This window comes from Aeromonas sp. 601039 (assembly GCF_049174415.1).
Lineage (GTDB): Bacteria > Pseudomonadota > Gammaproteobacteria > Enterobacterales > Aeromonadaceae > Aeromonas > Aeromonas veronii_A.
In genome coordinates, this window is sequence record NZ_JAAKTL010000002.1 from 342,435 (window position 1) to 362,680 (window position 20,246).

16 protein-coding genes and 1 other RNA gene are annotated in these 20,246 nt (G+C 52.2%); 2 read left to right on the plus strand and 15 right to left on the minus strand.

Features of this window, described 5'->3' with window-relative positions; all coding sequences use genetic code 11:
- Window positions 1-120 precede the first annotated feature (120 nt).
- The 7 genes from G5195_RS03355 to radC form a co-directional block, all read right to left on the minus strand.
- Window positions 121-1,605, minus strand: coding sequence for a helix-turn-helix transcriptional regulator (locus G5195_RS03355; RefSeq protein WP_216962401.1), 1,485 nt, complete (start codon window positions 1,603-1,605; stop codon window positions 121-123).
- Window positions 1,606-1,741: 136 nt separating this feature from the next.
- Window positions 1,742-2,548: a hypothetical protein gene (locus G5195_RS03360; RefSeq protein ID WP_421235847.1), complete on the minus strand. Its 807-nt coding sequence runs from the start codon at window positions 2,546-2,548 to the stop codon at window positions 1,742-1,744.
- A gap of 26 nt (window positions 2,549-2,574) precedes the next feature.
- Window positions 2,575-3,126 (minus strand): recombinase family protein, encoded by a 552-nt coding sequence (locus tag G5195_RS03365; RefSeq protein WP_216962396.1) that lies wholly within the window; start codon window positions 3,124-3,126, stop codon window positions 2,575-2,577.
- Window positions 3,127-3,709: 583 nt separating this feature from the next.
- Entirely contained in the window at window positions 3,710-3,847 is a 138-nt protein-coding gene (locus G5195_RS03370; RefSeq protein ID WP_421235848.1) for a hypothetical protein, read from the minus strand.
- Window positions 3,844-3,984, minus strand: coding sequence for a hypothetical protein (locus G5195_RS03375; RefSeq protein WP_421235849.1), 141 nt, complete (start codon window positions 3,982-3,984; stop codon window positions 3,844-3,846). The genes G5195_RS03370 and G5195_RS03375 overlap by 4 nt, the downstream gene beginning before the upstream one ends.
- Before the next feature lie 5 nt (window positions 3,985-3,989).
- A complete protein-coding gene (locus G5195_RS03380) occupies window positions 3,990-4,358 on the minus strand; it encodes a DUF2787 family protein (protein WP_073350484.1) in 369 nt (122 codons plus the stop codon).
- Window positions 4,355-4,822 (minus strand): RadC family protein, encoded by a 468-nt coding sequence (radC, locus tag G5195_RS03385; RefSeq protein ID WP_073350485.1) that lies wholly within the window; start codon window positions 4,820-4,822, stop codon window positions 4,355-4,357. Before radC ends, G5195_RS03380 begins: the two co-directional genes overlap by 4 nt.
- Before the next feature lie 271 nt (window positions 4,823-5,093).
- Between radC and G5195_RS03390 the strand changes: the two genes are divergently transcribed.
- Window positions 5,094-5,429: a hypothetical protein gene (locus tag G5195_RS03390; protein WP_201968993.1), complete on the plus strand. Its 336-nt coding sequence runs from the start codon at window positions 5,094-5,096 to the stop codon at window positions 5,427-5,429.
- Window positions 5,430-5,691: 262 nt separating this feature from the next.
- Here the strand turns inward: G5195_RS03390 and G5195_RS03395 are convergent, their stop codons facing one another.
- Genes G5195_RS03395 through G5195_RS03410 form a run of 4 tightly spaced genes read right to left on the minus strand, consistent with a single transcriptional unit; the run spans window position 5,692 to window position 13,476 of the window.
- Entirely contained in the window at window positions 5,692-8,865 is a 3,174-nt protein-coding gene (locus tag G5195_RS03395; protein ID WP_421235850.1) for a type I restriction endonuclease subunit R, read from the minus strand.
- A gap of 17 nt (window positions 8,866-8,882) precedes the next feature.
- The gene (locus tag G5195_RS03400) at window positions 8,883-10,145 is read right to left on the minus strand and encodes a PD-(D/E)XK nuclease family protein (protein ID WP_421235851.1); all 1,263 of its coding nucleotides are present in this window, start codon (window positions 10,143-10,145) and stop codon (window positions 8,883-8,885) included.
- The gene (locus G5195_RS03405) at window positions 10,142-11,503 is read right to left on the minus strand and encodes a restriction endonuclease subunit S (protein WP_421164714.1); all 1,362 of its coding nucleotides are present in this window, start codon (window positions 11,501-11,503) and stop codon (window positions 10,142-10,144) included. The genes G5195_RS03400 and G5195_RS03405 overlap by 4 nt, the downstream gene beginning before the upstream one ends.
- Entirely contained in the window at window positions 11,500-13,476 is a 1,977-nt protein-coding gene (locus G5195_RS03410; RefSeq protein WP_421164713.1) for a type I restriction-modification system subunit M, read from the minus strand. The genes G5195_RS03405 and G5195_RS03410 overlap by 4 nt, the downstream gene beginning before the upstream one ends.
- Window positions 13,477-14,292: 816 nt before the next feature.
- On the opposite strand from G5195_RS03410, the gene G5195_RS03415 reads away from it, so the two are divergent.
- Window positions 14,293-16,908 (plus strand): phage/plasmid primase, P4 family, encoded by a 2,616-nt coding sequence (locus G5195_RS03415; protein WP_421235852.1) that lies wholly within the window; start codon window positions 14,293-14,295, stop codon window positions 16,906-16,908.
- A gap of 159 nt (window positions 16,909-17,067) precedes the next feature.
- Here the strand turns inward: G5195_RS03415 and G5195_RS03420 are convergent, their stop codons facing one another.
- From G5195_RS03420 to G5195_RS03435, 4 genes are all read right to left on the minus strand, one after another.
- Window positions 17,068-17,913: an OST-HTH/LOTUS domain-containing protein gene (locus G5195_RS03420; RefSeq protein ID WP_201968987.1), complete on the minus strand. Its 846-nt coding sequence runs from the start codon at window positions 17,911-17,913 to the stop codon at window positions 17,068-17,070.
- Window positions 17,914-18,001: 88 nt separating this feature from the next.
- Window positions 18,002-19,120, minus strand: a complete 1,119-nt coding sequence (locus G5195_RS03425; RefSeq protein ID WP_421235853.1) for a tyrosine-type recombinase/integrase — start codon at window positions 19,118-19,120, stop codon at window positions 18,002-18,004.
- 84 nt (window positions 19,121-19,204) lie between these two features.
- Window positions 19,205-19,301: signal recognition particle sRNA small type (gene ffs / locus G5195_RS03430), an RNA gene on the minus strand.
- A gap of 102 nt (window positions 19,302-19,403) precedes the next feature.
- The gene (locus G5195_RS03435; RefSeq protein ID WP_421222543.1) at window positions 19,404-20,192 is read right to left on the minus strand and encodes a sulfite exporter TauE/SafE family protein; all 789 of its coding nucleotides are present in this window, start codon (window positions 20,190-20,192) and stop codon (window positions 19,404-19,406) included.
- Window positions 20,193-20,246 lie beyond the last annotated feature (54 nt).

Sequence of the window (20,246 nt, forward strand, 5' to 3'; positions counted from 1 at the left end):
GCAGTTATACACACTGGGAGCCTCATTAAGTATTTCAGAGTACAAAACAAAGGGTGCTAGCATTACACGCCACAAAACTAGCATGTAATGCCAAACATAAATTTTGTGATATAGCTCAAATCACAATCTTTTTGGGAAAAAACCTACTCCAGCATTATCGAATATTAGGCGGTGGCCATTGCTACTTTCGAACTCAAAGCTCATTGGTTTATTCCCATCAGACCAATTGATAAGTCCTTGCCATTCCCAGCCATGAGGATGCTCTAGACCAACTAGAGATTGAGTGGGCAATCCGACTACTCTCACTCGATCCCAACCTGATCGGCTAAACAAACGAACCAAAACACATGCATCCCCATTAGGGGCCACAACACTAATTAGTTGATGGCACACAACTTGGTGCAAACCGAGTAATATTGGACCATCAAGGCAATAGCCCTTACCGCCGTTGTTATCAACATACGTCTGTCCGTCCACCCGATAATTTATGTAGAAGCGAAAAGGATCATGCACTGGCAAGCATGAAGTAGACCATATTTCAAAACCATCCCCTAAGGTTCGTTCGAAGGTCGCTTCATAGGGCCGCCATACCCCATCCTTATCCTCCCCGTGAATGGTTACCAACTTTCCAAAGGCAAGGTTTTTCAGGCAAATCCACACTCTGCTTCCTTGACTATGGTGTTGTACTCTCATGTCTGAATGACTGATTGCGTAGTAGAGGCTAACGGCATGCTGTTCCTGAATTAGGGAGAGCGGCTCATAATAACACTGACGATAGTGACCCGGAGTAACCCCAAACCACTTTCTAAACACTCGTTGAAAACTGGGGGCATCCTTATAACCTAAGCGCAGGCTTATTTCGCTCGTAGTAAGTCGCCTGTCCGAGAGCAAGCTCTGAGCTTGGCTACGCCGAACTTCTTCGAGCAACTGGTTATAGGTAGTGCCTTGGTCCCCCAATTGCCGTTGCAACGTTCTGACTGGGGTTTGACGAACCCTGGCTAACTCGGCAAGAGGAAGAGGATAAGGTAGAGACTGAAGCAGCTGACTCTTGACCTGCTCTAACATTCCCTGTGGTTTGGTCGTAAAATGTGACAGACGATGAAGCATATATCTCAACGCCCCCTTCATTGCCATTAATGGCCCAGAAGGCATGCGATTCACCTGTACAGTATCAATGTGTAATGTAGGTGTTCGGTGATAACGGCAAGAAAGAAGAAACGAAGGAAGTTCTTGAGATATACCACGGACTTTCGGCCAGAGTAAGCGCCACTCAAGATCGGGATAACAATATCGAAGACTCAAATACCATAGCTGGATCAACCACCATAAAGATCCATGATTTGGTTCCTCACTGAGCGGGAGAAAGTTGATCGTAAGCCCGAGGTCAGATACGTGCCACTGAGCACACCAATCTAGTCCCAGCAGTGAAAGGCTTTCCCCCCACAACTGCAGTGATGCACTGCTATCCTCCGCACACAGCGCCGCCCCCTCGACTAGCCTAAGCAAGTCATCACATAACCAGTTGAAATCCCCCAAAATGATGACATCACTCCCCATAGAGAGAGTCAGTTGCTGTACCACCCAACGCCACTCTTGATCGGCCACCACCATGCCTCCTGTTTAAAAATCGCCAGCGTAGTTGAATCAAGAGAGCAAGTGTTAGTTAAACACGCAAACAGTATCGACTTGTGAGAGTTAAAGCAAAAAAGGAGCCCATTTTGAACTCCTTTTATTCGATGCCTTAGGCCAGAATCGCCACTGCCGGAAACAGCAGAAGCAAATGGAACACCAACAGGATCGGAGTAGGATAGCCCTGTGCCTTCCCTAGCGCCTCTTTCGCCTCTTCTGCAAGGTTATCGCTGTTGCGGTAACTGGGAATCAGGAAGAGCAAAGCCAAGCCAATGTAGACCATCACTTGGCCTGCCAATATCCATGAATCGTAACCCATTGAGGACAGCTGCTCTGCTGTCTTGGCTTTCACATCAAAGCCCCGCCCATAGACCTCTGCATTAATTCTCGAATGTTCGGCAAACATTGTGAACCACGCTGACCGCTCAATGCTTAGGAACCACCCAAGGATCACCCCTGCAGCTGTCATCGCTACGATCGCTACACCAATCAAGCGGCTCAGTGGGTCTGTGAGTGCGGCTGCCTGGAGGCGTTTCTCGTAGCCAATAAAGACCAGAATGGCCCAGTGCAATGTCCCAACGACAACTGTGCTCATGATGAGCCATAGCCCTGCTTTGTAGTTAATGCTTAATCCCATTCGAGGCAGTAGAAACTGCCAAGCGAGCACGAGAAGTGCCGTCAGCCACAACCCCCACAGGTGAGCCCTCAGCATGCCCGAGAGATAGGCGTTATAACTGCAGATCCCGCCCCGCAGATAAGGGTTGTTGTTGACCTCGCTTGAATTGGACGGAAGTTCTAGTCGCACAGATTGCTTTAGCCAATCGCGATAGCGGGCCCACTTACCTGCGACCTGTGCCGATGCAGTTTCCCGCTGCTCGAAGAACCGGCCGGACTCTTGTTTCGTCTTCTCTTGTTCCATGTTGTTTTCCTTGTTGTCAAAACTATTCATTCGCCAGACAGTCCTCGCAAGATCCGCTGCACACTGGAGAGACTGATCCCCGTTCGACGTGCGATTTCGGCCTTGGCTAGTCCCCGTTCAGCGAGTGACAGCACCTCCTCCCCTTTAGCCATGGCGGTCGGCTTGCGACCTTTGTAGACCCCACGCTGTTTTGCCATAGCAATCCCTTCTGCCTGACGCTCCAGCATCAGCTCCCGCTCAAACGTGGCGATGGCACCGATCATGGTTAACATCAGTTTTCCGGTAGGTGTCGAGGTATCGATACCCAGATTCAAAATCCTCAGAGCAACCCGCTTAGCGTGTAGGTACTCCGAGATCTCCAACAGGTGGCGAGTGTTGCGAGCCAAGCGATCCAGCTTGGTCACCATCACTACGTCTCCCTCACGAACAAAATCCAGCATCAACGCGAGCTGCGGGCGATCATCCTTGGCCCCGCTCACCTTCTCCTGAAAAATCTTGCTGCACTCGGCCAGCGCCTGAAGCTGGGCATCCAGGCTCTGCCCCACAGTGCTGACACGTGCATATCCCACCAGTGCCATGGTCTCCTCCTGGTCAATAGGGCAAGGTACACTGACGCGACCGGTCAGAAGGTCGAAAGGAACCCATATGACCGGCAAAAAGTGGCACTTTCGCTCGCGTCACACGGGCTTGGTCTATTGACCTGTGCCAGTGATACAAATGAAAACGGGCCGCTCCGCGATGGAGGGCCCGCAAGGGTTTTTAGATGCCCATAAAGGGCCAGAGATAATCTGTTTACTACATATGTTAAAGCTACTCGTCGAGGAGCCTAATGACAAAGGGACTCGTTTTTATCTGAATGGTACATATGTACCATGCAGGTCGCTTCACACCATCATGACGAATTAACAGACTCGTTATGATCTGAATGGTACATATGTACCATGCAGGTAGCCTCATACCATCCTGACGACCTAACGGACTCGTTATGATCTGAATGGTACATATGTACCATGCAGGTAGCCTCGCCCCATCCTGACGAATTAACGGACTCGTTATGATCTGAATGGTACATATGTACCATGCAGGTAACCCCACCCCATTCTGTCAGCATGACGGACTCATAATTATCCGAATAGTACATATGTAGGTTGCAGGTTCGACTTAATGATGTGTTGTACTACCAGGCATCCGCAATACCTTAGCCAATTCAGCCTTCTTGACCTTACGTTGCTGGTAAATAAACAGAGTGCCACTGGTCAATACTGCCAGGGCCAAGGAACTCAGGATCATCTTCTTCATTGGTATTCATCTCCATTCATGTCGTAGAAGTGTGGTGGCATATAGCGAGCCATCATCGCGTTGACGATGACCGATGCAAATGCCGTCAATGCCGCTTTCAAGGCATCGAGCAGCAGGGCTTTCGTGAAGTCGTTCATAACAGTCACTCTTGGGAAATATCCAAGCGGTAAACCTCCATCCGGTAATAGGTGAGAAAGTTCCTCTCCCAGAGCCGGTAGAGGTCCATGGTTGTGGCCAACGGCCGTTCTCCACACCAGGGGTCGTAGAACACCCCAGCGGCGAAGTCGAAATCCAGCGACTTAGTCAGCTCATCGGTGACATAGCAGAACTCCGTCACATAGAGGAGCCCCCAACTCCCAGCCCGTTTCTCCAAACGGATTTCGACAGGACGGTAACCACCTGTGTCGGCGGTGTAATCGGGACTGCGGAAGTTGAGGGTCAGGGCGGTAGCATCGGGGTAGCTACCGATGATCTTGTCGAACAGAGCCTGTAGTTGTTTGGATGAGGTCATAGCAGCCCCCTATCGGCAAACGAGACGATGTCGTGCTGTCCCACCACAAAGTGGTCTAGCACTCGCACGTCAACCATCTCGAGCAACTCCTTGAGACGAGCTGTGACAGCCTTGTCGGCATCCGAGGGATCGACCATACCAGAGGGATGGTTATGGGCCAGAATGACCGCTGCGGCGTTTTTGTTGAGAGCCGCCTTGACCACCTCACGGGGGTGAACGGTGCCAGCATTGATAGTGCCAAAGAACAGCTCTTGGTAATCGAGTAGCCGATGCTGATTGTCGAGCAGCATGACGGCGAACACTTCCCGCTCGTATTCACCCATCTTGAGCCGAAGGAAGTCTGCTGCCGCTTTGGGCTGAGTGAAGGCATGGCCCAGATGCCGCTGTCGGCTCTCCAGAATGGCCAAAGCTTGATTGATGATGTGATCGCCCTGTCCGGGGTGATCATCATAGTGGTGTGTCATAACAGTAACCTCGCGTCGTTTGGGTACACGAGTTACTTATGCCAAGAACACTCCGCATTATTGATAAATTAAATACTGGACATTCAGGTATAAGCCCAGTGATGACTGACCCAGCCCCCTCTTGTCAATATACCTCAAGCAATGTTACTAATTACTTGGGTTGATAATTCCAGGTAAACAGGGATCTGTTTAATCCACATGGTGTTTGGCAACACATTCGACTTACGGCAATCGATATAAGCCAAACGAAACCAACCATGAGGAAACACCTATGCGTTATCAACACGAAGCACACAGCAGCTATTTGTTAATGAGTCGCACACTGGCGCAAAGTTTGCCCGGCCAACACAAGCTGAATATTCTTTTTTCAGATTGTGACCATGCTGGCACACAAGCATTGTGGATTGTGCCTTGTGATGAAAATCCGATTCAGGGCCGTCTATTCGGTGAATTAAACGTAACACCGCAGCAGATTGCCAAAATCCATGAAATCATGGATTTTTATGGCGTTGATGGCGGTGTTGCCCAGAATACGATGGCTACCGATATGGCTCCATTACCGGTATTGAGATGCGTTGCAGATACTATCTATCATTGCGTCAGATAACGCCAAATTACTTGAGCTGCTTGCTATAACCCCAAGGGGTCCTTCGGGACCCCTTGTTCATTCAACAGTTAAGATTACCCAACCGATTGCAACACCAAGCGAGGTAATTAATCTGCCGATTTCTATGCATTAATACGATCTTCTCTATGCTACCGATGATAAGAAAAGTTCATAGATATGCCTCAAAATCGGCAGTTGACCATAATCACCTCTTCCCCCTCCTGTTATTAGGCTGGGGAACAATGGTGCCAATTAACCCCACTTAATTCTGATGGCTCAATCCCCCCTGCAAGCCTTTGAGCAAGATATCCAGGAGTAGGCTCTGGATACGGTTGGCCGCCTCGGGCCGAGAGAGATAGTCCAGCGACATGCCGTTCTGGATATCCATCCGCTCGATCACGGCCGCATCAACCGCCTTGGGATAGTCACCCAGCATGATGGCGTCGCGGGGATTATTTCGCACCTGGTCCATCAAGGGCTGGTTTTCCGCAATCTTGCTGGCCATCCCCTGTAGCCAATCCAGCTTGTCCCCATCAGTCACCTCTGTACCAAACAGATCGTTCAACTGCTCCAGGATGTGAGAGAGGAAGTCTTTCTTCTCCTCTTTTGCTTTAGCACTGCCAAGCGCCGAAATGCCCTGCAAGCCATTGCCGCTTGCATCAGCTTTGAGCTTGAGATCCTGAGTTCGCTTGGCCTTGAGGTTGTAATGGCTCAGCAACACCTGGGAGAGGTCAATCTCATCCTCCTCCAGCACCTCCTGACGCAGCATCGGCAGCAGGTGGCGGGCGAACACGCAGAGCCGCTCCAATGATTCGTCATCAAAGGCGGTGATCTGGGAGACAAACTCATAGAACCGCACATAGCTGTTGAGATCTTTCTTGAAGAGATCAAGCTCGCCCCTGGCTTCGGTCGCTTCTTTGACCCGCCGTTCGGCATTTACCTTGTCAGTCGCAGACCCGCCCTCCCGCTCGATGCGTTTAAGCATCTGTCGACACTCCCTCACAGCTTCACTGGCCAGCTTGTAACGTTTGGTGAACCGTTCGACAGCCGGTTTGATATAACCGGGCAAGGCTTCGGCCCCACGTTTGGGATCGAAATAGGCATCGCTAAACGCCTCCACCTCGCTCCAAGTAAAGATGCCCGTCGCTTTCAGCTTGTGGAACAGGTCATAGACCAGATTGGGATCGGAGACGGTATCGAGGGTGGCTGTCTCAAAATATTTTTGGAACTCCTCCAGCACATCCTGCGGATCATTCACGAAATCGAGCACAAAGGTGCTCTCCTTGCCTAGATAGGTGCGGTTGAGGCGAGAAAGGGTCTGGATGCAATCCACTCCTGTCAGCTTCTTGTCCACATACATGGCACACAGCTTGGGCTGATCGAAACCGGTCTGAAACTTGTTGGCCACCAGCATCACCTGATAGTCCTGGGTATCGAATGCCTTACGCATGTCCCGCCCATTAAGCTCGGGGTTCATGTTCCGCTCGTTAAAGCTCTGCCCTTCCTCTTCGATGTCGCCAGAGAACGCCACCATGGCACGAATAGCACCATAGCCTTGCTCTGTTACATACTTATCGAACGCCAGCTTGTAGCGAACAGCCTCCAGCCGGCTCGACGTCACAACCATTGCCTTGGCCTGCCCTCCCAGGAGATTGGCCACGTTGGTGCGGAAATGCTCAACGATGATCGCCACTTTCTGGCCGATATTGTGCGGGTGTAGCCGCACCCACTTGGATAGCCGGATGCGAGCCTTCTTGGCATCCACTTCCTTATCCGCCTCTTCTGCCTTCATGGCGAGTTTGTAGGCAAGCGAATAGTTGGTGTAGTTCTTCAGCACGTCGAGGATAAAACCCTCCTCGATCGCCTGACGCATGGAGTAAACATGAAATGGCTTGGGCTTGTTATCCGGGCCAAGCGGCATCGCCGGGTTCGCTGGGCGGCCAAACAGCTCCAGCGTTTTACCCTTCGGGGTTGCCGTAAAGGCGAAATAGCTGATGTTCTGGCTGCCGCCACGAGCGGCCAGCGTCATGTTCATCACATCTTCGCCGCTGAGTTCCTCTTCCCCATCTAACTGCTCGGCCATCAAGACTTCACGCAACTGACGAGCCGTGCTGCCGGTCTGGCTTGAATGCGCCTCATCGGCAACCACCGCAAAGCGAGAGCCTTTCAGCGTGGTCGACTCCTGAATGGCCTTGAGTACGTGCGGGAAGGTTTGAATGGTGACGATGATGATGGGCGTGCCACTGGCCAGTGCCTCGGTCAGCTGTGCCGACTTGCTGCCATCCCCCTCTTCCCGGTTGATACGGCTCACTACCCCATCAGCATGGTCAAACTGGGCGATAGTCTCTTGCAACTGGCTGTCGAGCACCGTTCTATCGGTAATCACGATCACCGAATTGAACAGCTTCTCCCCTTTATCCAGGTAGAGTGAGGCCAGCTGATGGGTCAGCCAGGCAATCGAGTTGGATTTGCCAGACCCCGCCGAATGCTGGATCAGATACTTCTGACCAGCCCCTTCCTGTCCCACCGAGGCCAACAAATTCTGAACCACTTTCCACTGGTGATAGCGAGGGAAGATCATCGTCTCTTTCTTCTTCTGCCGCCCCAGCTCATCCTCTTCCACCTTGACCTCAAGGTGCAGATAGCGGCTCAGTATCCGCAGGAAGTTATCCGGCTGCAGGATCTCTTGCCACAGATAACCGGTAGCAATGCCCTCCTCACCATTCACTGGCAATGGCTGATCATTGCCCGCACCACCCTCACGGGTGCCCTGATTGAATGGCAGGAAGAAAGTCGAGTCGCCCGCCAACTTGGTGGTCATCGCCACTTCGAACTGATTCACTGCAAAGTGCACCAGCGCCCCGCGGCGAAAACTCAGCAGTGGTTCATCACGCCCATGGGTCTTGGGCAAGCGATCTTCTCGATACTGCTTCTTGGCATTCTCCAGCGACTGCTTGAAGCAAGATTTGAGTTCCAGTGTCGCTACCGGGATGCCGTTCAAAAAGAGGGTCAGATCGATGCGGCCATCATAGCCATGGGGGCTATAGACCAACTCGGGTACCACCCGCAACCGGTTGGCTTGATAACGAGCCAGCAACTCGGGATTCAAGTCATGATCCGGCTTGAAGCTGGCCACCTTGAGTCGATGGCCGCGATCTTCAATCTGATTACGCAGCAGCCACAGGGTTCCCCCTTCACTGCGTTTCAACTGGCGCACTGCACCATCCAGCAGATGACGTTGTGGTTGCTCGCCATAGGTCTTGCAGAACTTCTGCCACCCCTCAGGCTGGCTCTGTTGCACAAAGGCGATCAAATCTTCCGGGTAGAGAGCTCGCTCTTTGTCGTAATGAGCCGACTCACCCACCAGCCAACCCGAAGCGGCCAGCTGCGCGATGATATGGTCTTGAAATGCCTTTTCCCGTGCTTTGTTATCCATTGTTATCGCCATCCTCGCTACAAGGTCTCAATCGCCTTGTCCATGGTCTCTTTCAGCAGGGGCCAGTCGTGCGACCAGAAATGCTGTAGCTTCTTGTCGATCTGTTTTTTGCACGCCTCTTCGTCAGGCTCATCGACAGTGTGTTTTTTATCGAGCAGACGCAGTGAGTAGACCTGGCTCCATTGCGGGCTTTGCCGCAGTTTTCGTGTCGACAGCGCAGCAACACCACTTTGATCCACACGGCTAAACAGATGGTCACGCAATGAAGCATCACTGCTAGGGCCAATCAGCAGTTTCAGCTCCAGCTTGTCGGTATTGCTCTGGATTTCAAACAGTACAACGCGGCCACTTTTGGTCCAGTTTGAAGAACGCATCCCCTTCCCGTCATCCCACGGTAAATGGGCGTAGCGAACCATTGTTCTTGTCTCACTGTCGATCTCCCAACCGTGCTGCTCTGCAACAAGAGCGATCACATCTTTCGCCCAATCCCGGCGCTCGGTCCGGCCATCGCCATCCGCAGGTCTGTGCTCAAAAATCAGATCCAGAGCTTTCTGGTGCTTTTTGTAAATGCGGCGGCAGAGCTCCGCAATCTCGGTATCTTCCATAAAATATCGCTTGAATAGGGTGATGTAGTGCTCAATGCCGATACGGGCTGATGACGGGATCTGATGGCCATAATCAGTGACCAGTTCGCTCAGGCATTCAATTACCTGGGCATAGCTCAGGTTTAACCAGCCATCGCGACTGGCCTCGCTGCCGTCAAGAGTCAAGAAGACAAAGACCTTGCGATGATTGGGGTAGCGGCGCTGAACGGTCTGCTCATACCGCTCCAGCTGATTGCCGTGCTCACCGGCATCAATCTTGTTCTCGATAACAAAGACCTGACAGTTTTGCTCGCTCACCAGCAGCAGATCGATACGATCTTGCTCGCGAAAAACCTGCAGGTCGTCGTAATCGCAGAGATCGATATCGAGCAGAGATACTTCGCCACTACGCCGATCAGGCAAGTCATAGAGCAACCTTGAAAGCAGCGACTCAAAAAAGTGAGAGCCCAAGCCATGGGGCTCACGGGGATTAAAGAGGGTTCCGAGAAAATGGGAGTGGCGGATCTCCTGACGCACCATTCCCATCGCTTCAAACAGGTTGAACTCGGAGACCATGCCCCCCAGCTTATCGAGCTCCTTGCTATCGAAGATCAGCTCGGTCAGCCAGCGGTACTGCTCGTCATTGCTGGCTGGTGCGATAGCATCAGTCGCCTCGGTTGGCGGCATTGAGCTCATGCAGTTGCCTCTTCTGCTGACGGTGTCCAGCCACGCAGATCGATCTTGCCGGTTACTGCAGCGGAAATTAGAGCTGTGCGGCGTTCTTGTAATAGAGTAATCGCATCTGATGCTCGCTGTTCAAGCTGATCAAACTTATCCAGCCTCCGACCTAGAGCTGCAATGATGCTCCTCGCCTCCTCTTCCGGTGGAAAAAGCATCAAGGAATTTGCCAAATATTCATGCTCAATGCTCTCTACCGTTGCACCTTGCTTCCTCCAATCCAGAAGCAAAGAATCCTCATAGCCTTTAATAAAGAATGAAAGCCACTCGGCATATACAGCCGATGAAAATCTTATTGCCTTCATATCCTGATTCATAGTTACAGGAATAGTATTAATACCGACCGGGATCGTTCTCTGTAATATTCCAGAACGAACTACCATCAAAACCGCTCCAGGCTGAACCAATTTCGTTGATGACTCTTTGATCGCCTGCTCGGTGATTTTGTCTTCAGCATCAGTGATCCAAAATGATTTCATATCCTTAGGTGATACCCAAGGAATCGATCCATTCCAATACTCAAGATTATCCTTAGAGGGTGTTCCGCCACCTGAAAACTCACACTTGTATTTCAATGGTGATACAACCCAATGCTTCGGCACTTGGCCAAGCCACTCGATGCCGGAGTCTTTCATGGGGGCATCGGGGTTGAGGCCCTTGGTCACAGCGTGGGAGATCACCGCCTGCCGCTTCTCTTTCAGTAGCTCTATCAGCCGCTGCTGCTGGGTAATCAGCAGATCAATCCGGGCAGTTTCATAGTCGAGGAAGGCGGCAATAGTGCGTTGCTCTTCACATGAGGGGACAGGAAAAACCATCTCATTAAATTCATCGGTTGCTAGACGCCATCTTCCCAAGTGAGATGCTCCTTGCCCCATATGGAAAAATAATCTCAGCTGATATCCCATTTGGAATATATATAGAAAATATTTAGCGAAATAGTCAGTATTATCTAACGTAAACACTCGGTAATCTGGACTAGTAACTCCATCATAATCTGAAATATCCACGTAACCAGTTAATAGGTCCATGTGGTTCATAGCAAAATCACCAGGCTTCACTCGCTGGTATTTTGAGTAATCCATCGAAAGTTGTCCTTCCCCACTTTCGATATCCTTTACTACTATTCCACGTTGGGTAACAGACAGAATGTCATATCCCAGCTCACCAGCAATTCGCTTCCGAACGGTGAACATGTGCTTAACCCGTTTTAGAGTCCAAACAGCAGGCATTTCACCTATCCAATCGACACCTGAATTACGATAGGTAGAGTAATTTCTATATTTCCCCACCAGCGACTGCCGTTCCAGCTTACTCATGAATGTACCTCCGCCAGCAGTTGCATAATCTCTTTGGCCACCGCATCCAGATCGGCGTCGATAGCTGCCAGATCGCGGGGCGGCTGGTACTGATAGAAATGGCGGTTAAAGGGGATCTCGTAGCCAACGATGCCTACCTGACCATCAAGTGGGTCGGTTTTACTGGTATCAATCCAAGCATCCGGCACATGGGGCAGTACCTCACGCTTGAGGTAGTCATAAATACCCTCCCCCAACGGCACATTCTCGTTATCCCGCAAATCGGTATTGGCTTCCGGCTCACCCTTGGCTTTACATACCTCAGCGGCATCGTCTTGTTCACCCAAGTGGCTCACCAACAACTTAAAGGCCGGAGCAGGCAGCTTTACCTCACCCAGCAGCTTGGCCAGTTGCTTTTTGAAGGTGTCGCGTGAGAGCAGTTTGGCCTCAGAGAACTGGCCCAAGGCAGTCAGAATGGCGGATTGCAGGGAGCCATCGAGCTTGGCCCACCCTTTATCGGCAGTTAGGCTGGCAAGGCGCTCGGCATCCTGCGGGTAGAATGCCAGTTTCAGCGGCCGCTCGATGGTCAGACGACGATAGCCAAAGGCGGTGGTAGGGAAGATCTTGGCGATCGGGCTCTCTTCGTAGCGACTGTAGAGGCTGACGATCTCACTTAACGCTTCATCGCTCAGCTGCTTGCGCTTGGACCCTAGCGATTTACGCATCGGGCTGTGCATATCGCTGGCGTTAATGAGCAGCACCTTACCTTTACGCTCGGCCGGTTTGTGGTTGGAGAGCACCCAAATATAGGTGGCAATGCCGGTGTTGTAGAACATATCGGTGGGCAGGGCCACCAGTGCATCCAGCAGGTCGTGCTCGAGGATATAACGGCGGATCTCACTCTCGCCACTGCCAGCCCCACCGGTAAAGAGCGGTGAGCCGTTGAGGATAATCCCGATCTTGGAGCCCGCACAGTCGGCCGAGGGTTGCTGCATCTTGGCGATGAGGTGCATCAAAAATAGCAAGGAGCCGTCAGATACACGTGGCAAGCCGGGACCAAAGCGACCGTTAAAACCCAGCTTGGTTGCTTCATCCCGCACCTGCTTTTCGACCTTCTTCCAGTCCACACCGAAAGGCGGGTTGGAAAGACAATAATCGAAGGTCTTGTAGGGCAACTGGTCATCAGACAGGGTATTACCCAGCTTGATGTTGCTGATCTCCTGCCCTTTGATCAGCATGTCGGCTTTACAGATGGCGTAGGACTCGGGGTTGAGCTCCTGGCCGAATGTGGCCAGCCGTGCGGCGGGATTCAGCTCGTACAGATACTCCATGCCGCAAGAGAGAAAACCACCAGTCCCCGCGGTGGGGTCATAGATGGAACGCACAATACCCGGCTTGCCGAGCGCCTCGTCATCACCGGCAAACACCAGGGAGGTGGTGAGCCGCACGATATCGCGAGGGGTAAAGTGTTCACCGGCGGTTTCGTTGGAGCTTTCCGCAAAGCGGCGGATCAGCTCTTCAAACACCAGACCCATGTGATAGTTGTCTACCGCCTCTGGGGAGAGATCAACGTTGGCAAAGGAGCGAACCACCTTGTAGAGCAGGTCGGCATCTTCCAACAGGTTGATGCTGGCATCGAAGTTGAAGTGCTCGAAGATCTCACGAGCATCCTTGGAGAAGGCCCGTACGTAGGCATCCAGGTTATCACCCACATGGGTTTCACCCAGCTTGGCCAGATCCAGCGGCGAACTGTTGTAGAAGGTGTGGCCGCTGGCATTGAGCAGCAGCTTCTCTTTGGCCAGCTCCGGCATGGCTTTGGTGGTATCCACCATGGCCAGCACCTGGGCCTTGCTAGGAGCCAGCACACACTCAAGACGACGCAGCACAGTAAAGGGCAGGATGATGCGGCCATACTGGGACTGTTTGAAATCACCGCGAAGCAGGTCGGCAACCGACCAGATCAGGCTAGCCAGGGAAGAGATATTGGTGGTCATTGGGATTCTCAAAAGATGGGGAACTGCCGAGGCATATTCAGGACCAAACGGAAATGCGGGGGAGTTTACCACAGGGGACTTGCTATGGGCGTGATCCCAACCGTTATCCTCAACCCTTTCTTCCCCACTTTGGCCACCAAACCGAATACCCTGCCGTATTTTCATACTGACACGCCGATTTTGTGCTGACCTACATCCCCATTAACAAAGCGAAATCAGCCTTAAAAGACATACCCTCTGCCGATTTTCGGGCTGATTAAGAGAACCTTTCATTTAGTTAACCACATGAAAAAGTTAAGAAATATGCTTAAGAACTGGCACGTGAACCTGAGGGCTTACATCTCGCTTTGGCAAGGTGAAAGTGTCGAATAGATGGAAAAAGCAGAAGGGACTCATAGGTGTAAGTTGAGGGGCTTCTACGGCTAAACCCTTACCCTAACTAGAACGCTGCATCTCGTTTTTGTATATGCAGCTTTTTTGAAGCCGAGCGAAGAAGGCTAGGATTATCAAATCTGACCTCAAATTGCAAACCTTCCGTTTCGGATGTTTGATCTCAAAAACAGTATAAAGGCAGTAAAAGCAATACTTTCACTCTTGTTGTGTATCCATCCCTGAGTATATTTCGACCTTGTGTTGGGTAATTTACGTCCCCGTGGCCATGAAGCCAGCTCCCATGATGGATTCCTGGTGGCCACTACCTCAGCATCTGGCAACCCTTTGTTCGAACGTAGACGGACCGCCGATCAGCCTTTGAGATGGCAGATCTAGCCAGTCAAACAATGAGTTATTAATTGATTGTCAAACTGGAGAGAAATCATGTCTCAACATACAAATTGCGATCTCGAGTTCGCTTTGGCCGAAGCTGGCTACCCGCTCAACTTCGAACTTGCCGATATCAAGGCTAAATTCTCTATTCTTGATGTCACTTCAGCCCTTACAGGGCAAGACGTAGAACAACTTGGTGAGATCTATCGACTGGATGATCGCAGTTGCCCACTGTGCGGACATAACGATTGTTTCACCTTATATCCTGCAACAAATAGCTTTCACTGTTTTAGCTGTGAAGAGAATGGTGATGTCCTCGACCTCATCGTCAAATACAAGCAAGCCCCAAATGTCTACGATGCTGCTCGCCTGCTGCTACTGGGAGAACTGGAGGCTAGTCCCACTACACCCAAGGTCGTACCTTTGGAACAACCGGTCTACACAGCTCCACCAGCTCGCCTGCAGGAGCTATTCAATCTGGCTGCCCGCCACTATCAAACTCGTCTGGACATTGAGGAGCTGGTGGAACTCCGTGGCCATTCTGAGGAGGTGCTAGTAGGGCTGGACATCGGTTTCTCCGGTGGCCTGAACAAAGCGTTGCGGGATGCTGGCTTTTCCCAAGAAGAACGGCTGGCATCCGGTCTGGTCAAGCCCCGCAAGAATGCCCCTGACCAACTTCATGACTTCTTTCCGAGCGGTGTCTATGTGTTCCCGCACTTCGACCGCAACGGACAAGTCAGTCGCTTCACCTTCAAGGACCCAAACAAGCAGCACCAGTTCCAACTGCCGAGCCGAAACTGGCTTAACGGGGTTCAGTTCTACGGGGAAGAGAGTCTAAATGCCCCCGGCCCTGTCGCCCTGGTCGAGGGAGAGAATGACCGGCTGTCGCTGGTGGATGCCGGTTGGCCAGGTCCCGCACTAGCAACCATCGGGACACTGTCACAGGCCCAGTTGGAGTGGCTTGGACGTGAACTGGCCGACCGAGATGTCATGACCTTCTTCGACACTGACGAAGCTGGCGACAAGTACCGCACCAAGGTGGCTCGGCTCGGCCTCAAACTGACTCAGGTCAAACTGCCAGATAGTGTGAAGGACATCGACGAGTATCTGCACGGCGACAATCCACTCCCTCTGCAGGAGCTGGTAGCAGCATTTACTCTGAGAGAACTTGTAGTTGAAGCCACGGGGACACAAGATGATGATCTGCAACCAGAATCCGTCACAATAGTCCCCCGTCAGTCCATCTTGGCAGTCGAGTTCCACGACAGCCGAAACGCTGAACGGCTTGTTGAGCTATGCGGCCATGACCTCAAGTATGTGCCCGAGTTTGGCAGTTTCCTCTGCTTCAATGGGACCTACTGGGAACTGGACAACCAAACCCCGTTGCTGATGGCCAAACAAGTAGGAGAAGAACTCCACCAGATTGCAAAGCAGCTACTCGATACGGCCAAAGAGAAGGATGACGAGAAGGCCATGGAATGGGGCAAGATGGTTCGCAGCTATGGCACCCGTTGCCTCAGTCGGGCGAGCATCCAGAACATGCTGGAGTTAGCTAAACCGATGCTGCAGATAAAACTCGTCGAGCTCAACGCCAACCCCATGCTACTTGGTGTCGGTAACGGGGTTATCGATCTGAACTCTGGATGTTTCCTTGCTGCTCGCAGAGCCCATTTGCTGACCAGTGCCAGCCCTGCTGTCTATATCTCGGGGGCTACTTGTCCACGCTGGGAGCAATTCATCAGTGAAATCACCTGTGGAGATACCGAACTGGCCACCTTCCTGCAACGCTGTGTGGGCTACTGGATAACGGGCCGCACCGACGAGCAATTGTTGTTCTTCCTCTATGGTAATGGCTGTAATGGTAAGAGCACCTTCATGTCGGTCATTCAGCAACTGCTCGGGGACTATAGTCGGCAGATCAACAGTAACGTCTTGCTGTTTAACCGCAATGCCAGTACCGGCCCGAACCCATCGTTGACCAAGCTGGTGGATGCCCGACTGGTAGTAGCTAATGAGCTACCAGAGGGCTCTCGCATGGATGAGAACCTAGTGAAAGCCATGACGGGTGACGACATCATTGTCGCTCGGGCCCCTTATGCCAAGAGCGAGATGGAGTTCCGTCCCCGCTTCTCACTTGTAATGGTGGGGAACCACAAGCCTGTGATCCGGGATACCAGTCCCGGCATGTGGCGACGGATGATGATGATCCCCTTCAATGCAGCGTTTACGGGAGAGCAATTAGACCCGTACTTGATGCAGAAGCTTCAGGATGAACTGCCAGGTATCTTGAACTGGGCCATTCAAGGCACCCAGATGTGGTTGGCACAAGGGCTGAAACGGTCGATGCCAGCAAGCATCAAGGCCGATGTCGAGAGCTACCGTGCCGAATCCGATCTGGTGGGAAGCTTTTTGGAAGAGTGCACTCAGCCAAGCAGTAACTACAAATGCACCATGGACGAGATCTACGCTGCTTTTAACCGCTGGGCTCAGCAGAACGGAGAGTGGACCATGAGTAAAATCATCCTCAAGAAAAAACTTGTGGATAAGGGGTTCGAAGCAACACGCTACCGTAACAAGGCTGCAATTATTGGGATTGTGTTACGGGATGATGCGTTTGATGCTTATCCCAGTGCATCCCCTACACTCCGTCTTGCATCAAATCAGTAACATTTTCGGGGCCTGCGGGCCCCTTTTCGTTGTCGGTTATGGCCCACATCACTACCCCATACTGAGGCGGTACTCTGTGCTCCTTCAACGTCATAACGTAAGCTGTGGAAATCTGTATCGATGAGGCGATGGTTGCTAAACCACCATTGCTGTATCAATTTAGGCTCGGCGTGTGCGATACCAAATCACTCCACCTGTAGGAGATAGTCGCTTTTCTACTTCGAAGAGCTGGGAGCAATGAATGACCTCCCGCCAACTACTACATCCGTACAGCTTGGGGGATAACCCAGGACGTCTTTGGCCGATACTGCGGATGGCGTCATGTAACGGTACCCAGCCGTCGTTGCCTATTAAACGCTCTTCACATTTAAGCTGTTGGACTATGGTGGTGTTTTCCCAATTATCGACAGGCTGACCGGGCATGAGTCCGGAGAGAGCAAAATGTTTTCCCTCAGCGGAATTCATAAACTCGTACAGTTCGTTCTTGGCTTTTTCGGCAGTAGTCAGGAAGGAATGTAACGCATCCCTGTTGTCCTTGATGATGTTGGCTACCGTCGCCAGAAAGTCGATTGCCTCCTGGCAACTGGCCTCAGAGTTCAACCCGAAGCGTGACAGGAAATGATGCACCAGCTCATTTCGCAACTCGACCAGCTGTTTGAGCTTTTCGCTCATCCATTCCCCGTCTTCCAGACCAACGCTAATGCTGATGTACGCTCGACCGTTCAGAACATCTTCATCAATTTCTTGCTCTTCCCCCAACGTCGTTCTCTGGTTCCACTGACCAACCAATTGACCCAGAGTCTTACCACCTAGAAGCAGTCGGTCTCGCTCTACGTTAGCAACCAACTCATCGGAAAATCCGCTCACCTTCAGAGTGGGCAGGGCTGCTTTGAGCATCAATTCAAACTGCTGTAACTGGAGGAGACATCGTCCGTACTCCAACGCAATTTGCTCTTTCAAGTCATTCAAATCAGATTGTGCCGTGTCAGGCCTATTGTGTTCCAACGGAGCTCTTCCTTGTGCTCATTAGCATCCAGCTAATAGTGGCTATTTGAGTTGAAGTACCAACCAGATCTTCACCAATGTAACGCGTTCATAGTGCAGCTTCGATGGCGGCTTGTAACTTCTCGACTGCTACCCCACCACCGTATCGGTCATAACTGATCGCTCCGTTGGTATGACCCAAGATCGCGGCAGCAAATTGAAGAGGAATACCTTTATCTTTCAGAATTGTCGCTACCGTATGTCTCAAACTGTGGAAATCTTTAGGCACCGGCCGGTTGCGGCTGAACCACTGCCCCCAAAGGTGGCTGTAGCCGTCTTGGCGATGGGGAAGTTCGACGAAGAGCCTTCCCCCCACCCTCCCTTGCACAAACGCCAGGAAGCCCGCCTCCAGCACCGCCGAATGGATTGGAATGAGCCGCTTGCTGTTGTCTGTCTTGAGCTTCTGGTCGGGTCTACCAGCCTGCACTTTGATACACCAGATGTTATCCACCAGCACCACATCATCGGCATAGAGCTGGCAGATCTCGTTGGCTCTAGCCCCGGTGTAGAGCCCCAACAGGGCTATCCAGCGGCGATAGGGCTCCTGCCTTTTCGCCCATTGGACGAACCTCTGCCTCTCCTCCATCGTGTAACCACTTCTGGCCTTTGTCTCTTTGACCCGCTGCAACTTGAGCCCAGCAAAGTGGTTGACGATCCCCTCCTGATGGTTAGCCAGCCAGCTAAATAACAGGGATAACTTCTGCAGATACTTGTTGATGGTGGCTGGGCTCTTGCCAGAGTTCAGCAACCCCTCCTTGAACTTGACCACATCAGCCTTGCTGTAGCCTGCCGCTGGCTTGTCGCCGAGAGCCTCGATAAAGGAACCGAGATAGTTTTTCTGGTTCTTTCGCTCTTTGGGTGCCCAGGAAAGGGCCTTCTCTTTCTGATAGCGGTCACTCAAGACCGACAGGAGCGGAGCAAGCGATTTGGCCGCCGGAACAGCAGGCTTGATGTGCGGCTGAGGTTGAGGGTTCTCTGACTCGCTTGCGGATTGCACGACTGTCTGAGCTCTGGAACGCACACAGGCAAGCCGCTTCGCAACAGCTGCACGGGCCGTCAGCTTGTCTCGGGTATGCAGGGATTTTTTGATCTCTTTGCGACGACCACAGGGGAGCGTGGTGACTTTCCGGTAATACCAGATGCCGTGGGGACTGAGCCAGAGATTCATCGATGAGCTCCTCGTCGTCCACACAAAGTGGATGACCAAGGGCTTTAGGAAGCTAACTTATTGAATTGCAGAAACAAGTGGTGGCCCTACCAGCCACATCCCGGCACTCGAGTCCCCCGCCTTGGCTGCTACCTTCCGGTCCTGACCAGGTCGACGGGTTATCAATGCGAGAGGACCAATAGGACCACCGGCGAGGAGAATAGGCAAACTGTGCGTTCAATGCAACGGCTTTCTACCCTCCAACAGATCGTTTGCCTTATTTTTCAACAATCTGCCGAATGAATCAGCTAAACAGCATAAATTTCGCCCCCACCAGCAGCATCAGCAGAGCAAATGCCTGCTTGAGGCGTCTTGGTGACAATCGGTGTGCCAGCTTGGCGCCAATGCGTGCGAACTGGGTACTGGTCAGCACAATGCCCAGCAGGGCGGGCAGATAGATGTAGCCCACACTCCACTCGGGCAGATCGGCATGATCCCAACCCGCATAGAGGTAGCTGAGGCTCCCCGCCAGCGCGATGGGTATGCTGCAGGCTGCAGAGGCCGCTACCGCATTGCGCATTGGCACCGAGTTCCAGCTCAGATAAGGGACAGTGAGCGAGCCACCGCCAATACCAAACAGGGCTGACATCCAGCCAATGATGGTACCGGCAATGCCTGTGCCGAGCGGCCCCGGCATATGGCGCTCCGCTTTGGGTTTAAGGTTGAGCCCCATCTGTAGCGCCATGCTCCAGGCGAAGCAGCCGATAATGATATTGAGGGTGCTGGTGCTGAGCAGATTGGCGGTCATGCCGCCGAGCCAACCCCCGATCAGCATGCCGGCGCCGAGTCGGCGGATCATCACCCAATCGACGGCGCCCGCCTCCCGGTGGGCCCGCAGCGAGCTGAATCCGGTAAAGATCATGGTGGGCAACGAGGTGCCAAGGGCCAGATGAGTAATGATTTCAGGGTCGATGCCCTGGGCGCGAAAGGTAATGACCAGCACGGGGACAATGATAAGACCGCCGCCGATCCCGAACAGTCCCGCCAGCATACCGGCAAAGGCGCCCAGCAGGAGGTAACCCATAAACAGCATAAAAATTCCTGTGTTAAACAAAAACTGGCCAACACGGCCGGGCAACAGTGGATA

Coding starts and splice junctions, on each gene's coding strand:
- G5195_RS03415 (WP_421235852.1), top strand. CDS start 14,293: ATGTCTCAACATACAAATTGCGATCTCGAGTTCGCTTTGGCCGAAGCT.
- G5195_RS03410 (WP_421164713.1), bottom strand. CDS start 13,476: ATGACCACCAATATCTCTTCCCTGGCTAGCCTGATCTGGTCGGTTGCC.
- G5195_RS03370 (WP_421235848.1), bottom strand. CDS start 3,847: ATGAAGAAGATGATCCTGAGTTCCTTGGCCCTGGCAGTATTGACCAGT.
- G5195_RS03380 (WP_073350484.1), bottom strand. CDS start 4,358: ATGACCTCATCCAAACAACTACAGGCTCTGTTCGACAAGATCATCGGT.
- G5195_RS03435 (WP_421222543.1), bottom strand. CDS start 20,192: ATGCTGTTTATGGGTTACCTCCTGCTGGGCGCCTTTGCCGGTATGCTG.
- G5195_RS03360 (WP_421235847.1), bottom strand. CDS start 2,548: ATGGAACAAGAGAAGACGAAACAAGAGTCCGGCCGGTTCTTCGAGCAG.
- radC (WP_073350485.1), bottom strand. CDS start 4,822: ATGACACACCACTATGATGATCACCCCGGACAGGGCGATCACATCATC.
- G5195_RS03400 (WP_421235851.1), bottom strand. CDS start 10,145: ATGAGCTCAATGCCGCCAACCGAGGCGACTGATGCTATCGCACCAGCC.
- G5195_RS03375 (WP_421235849.1), bottom strand. CDS start 3,984: ATGAACGACTTCACGAAAGCCCTGCTGCTCGATGCCTTGAAAGCGGCA.
- G5195_RS03390 (WP_201968993.1), top strand. CDS start 5,094: ATGCGTTATCAACACGAAGCACACAGCAGCTATTTGTTAATGAGTCGC.
- G5195_RS03425 (WP_421235853.1), bottom strand. CDS start 19,120: ATGAATCTCTGGCTCAGTCCCCACGGCATCTGGTATTACCGGAAAGTC.
- G5195_RS03405 (WP_421164714.1), bottom strand. CDS start 11,503: ATGAGTAAGCTGGAACGGCAGTCGCTGGTGGGGAAATATAGAAATTAC.
- G5195_RS03395 (WP_421235850.1), bottom strand. CDS start 8,865: ATGGATAACAAAGCACGGGAAAAGGCATTTCAAGACCATATCATCGCG.
- G5195_RS03365 (WP_216962396.1), bottom strand. CDS start 3,126: ATGGCACTGGTGGGATATGCACGTGTCAGCACTGTGGGGCAGAGCCTG.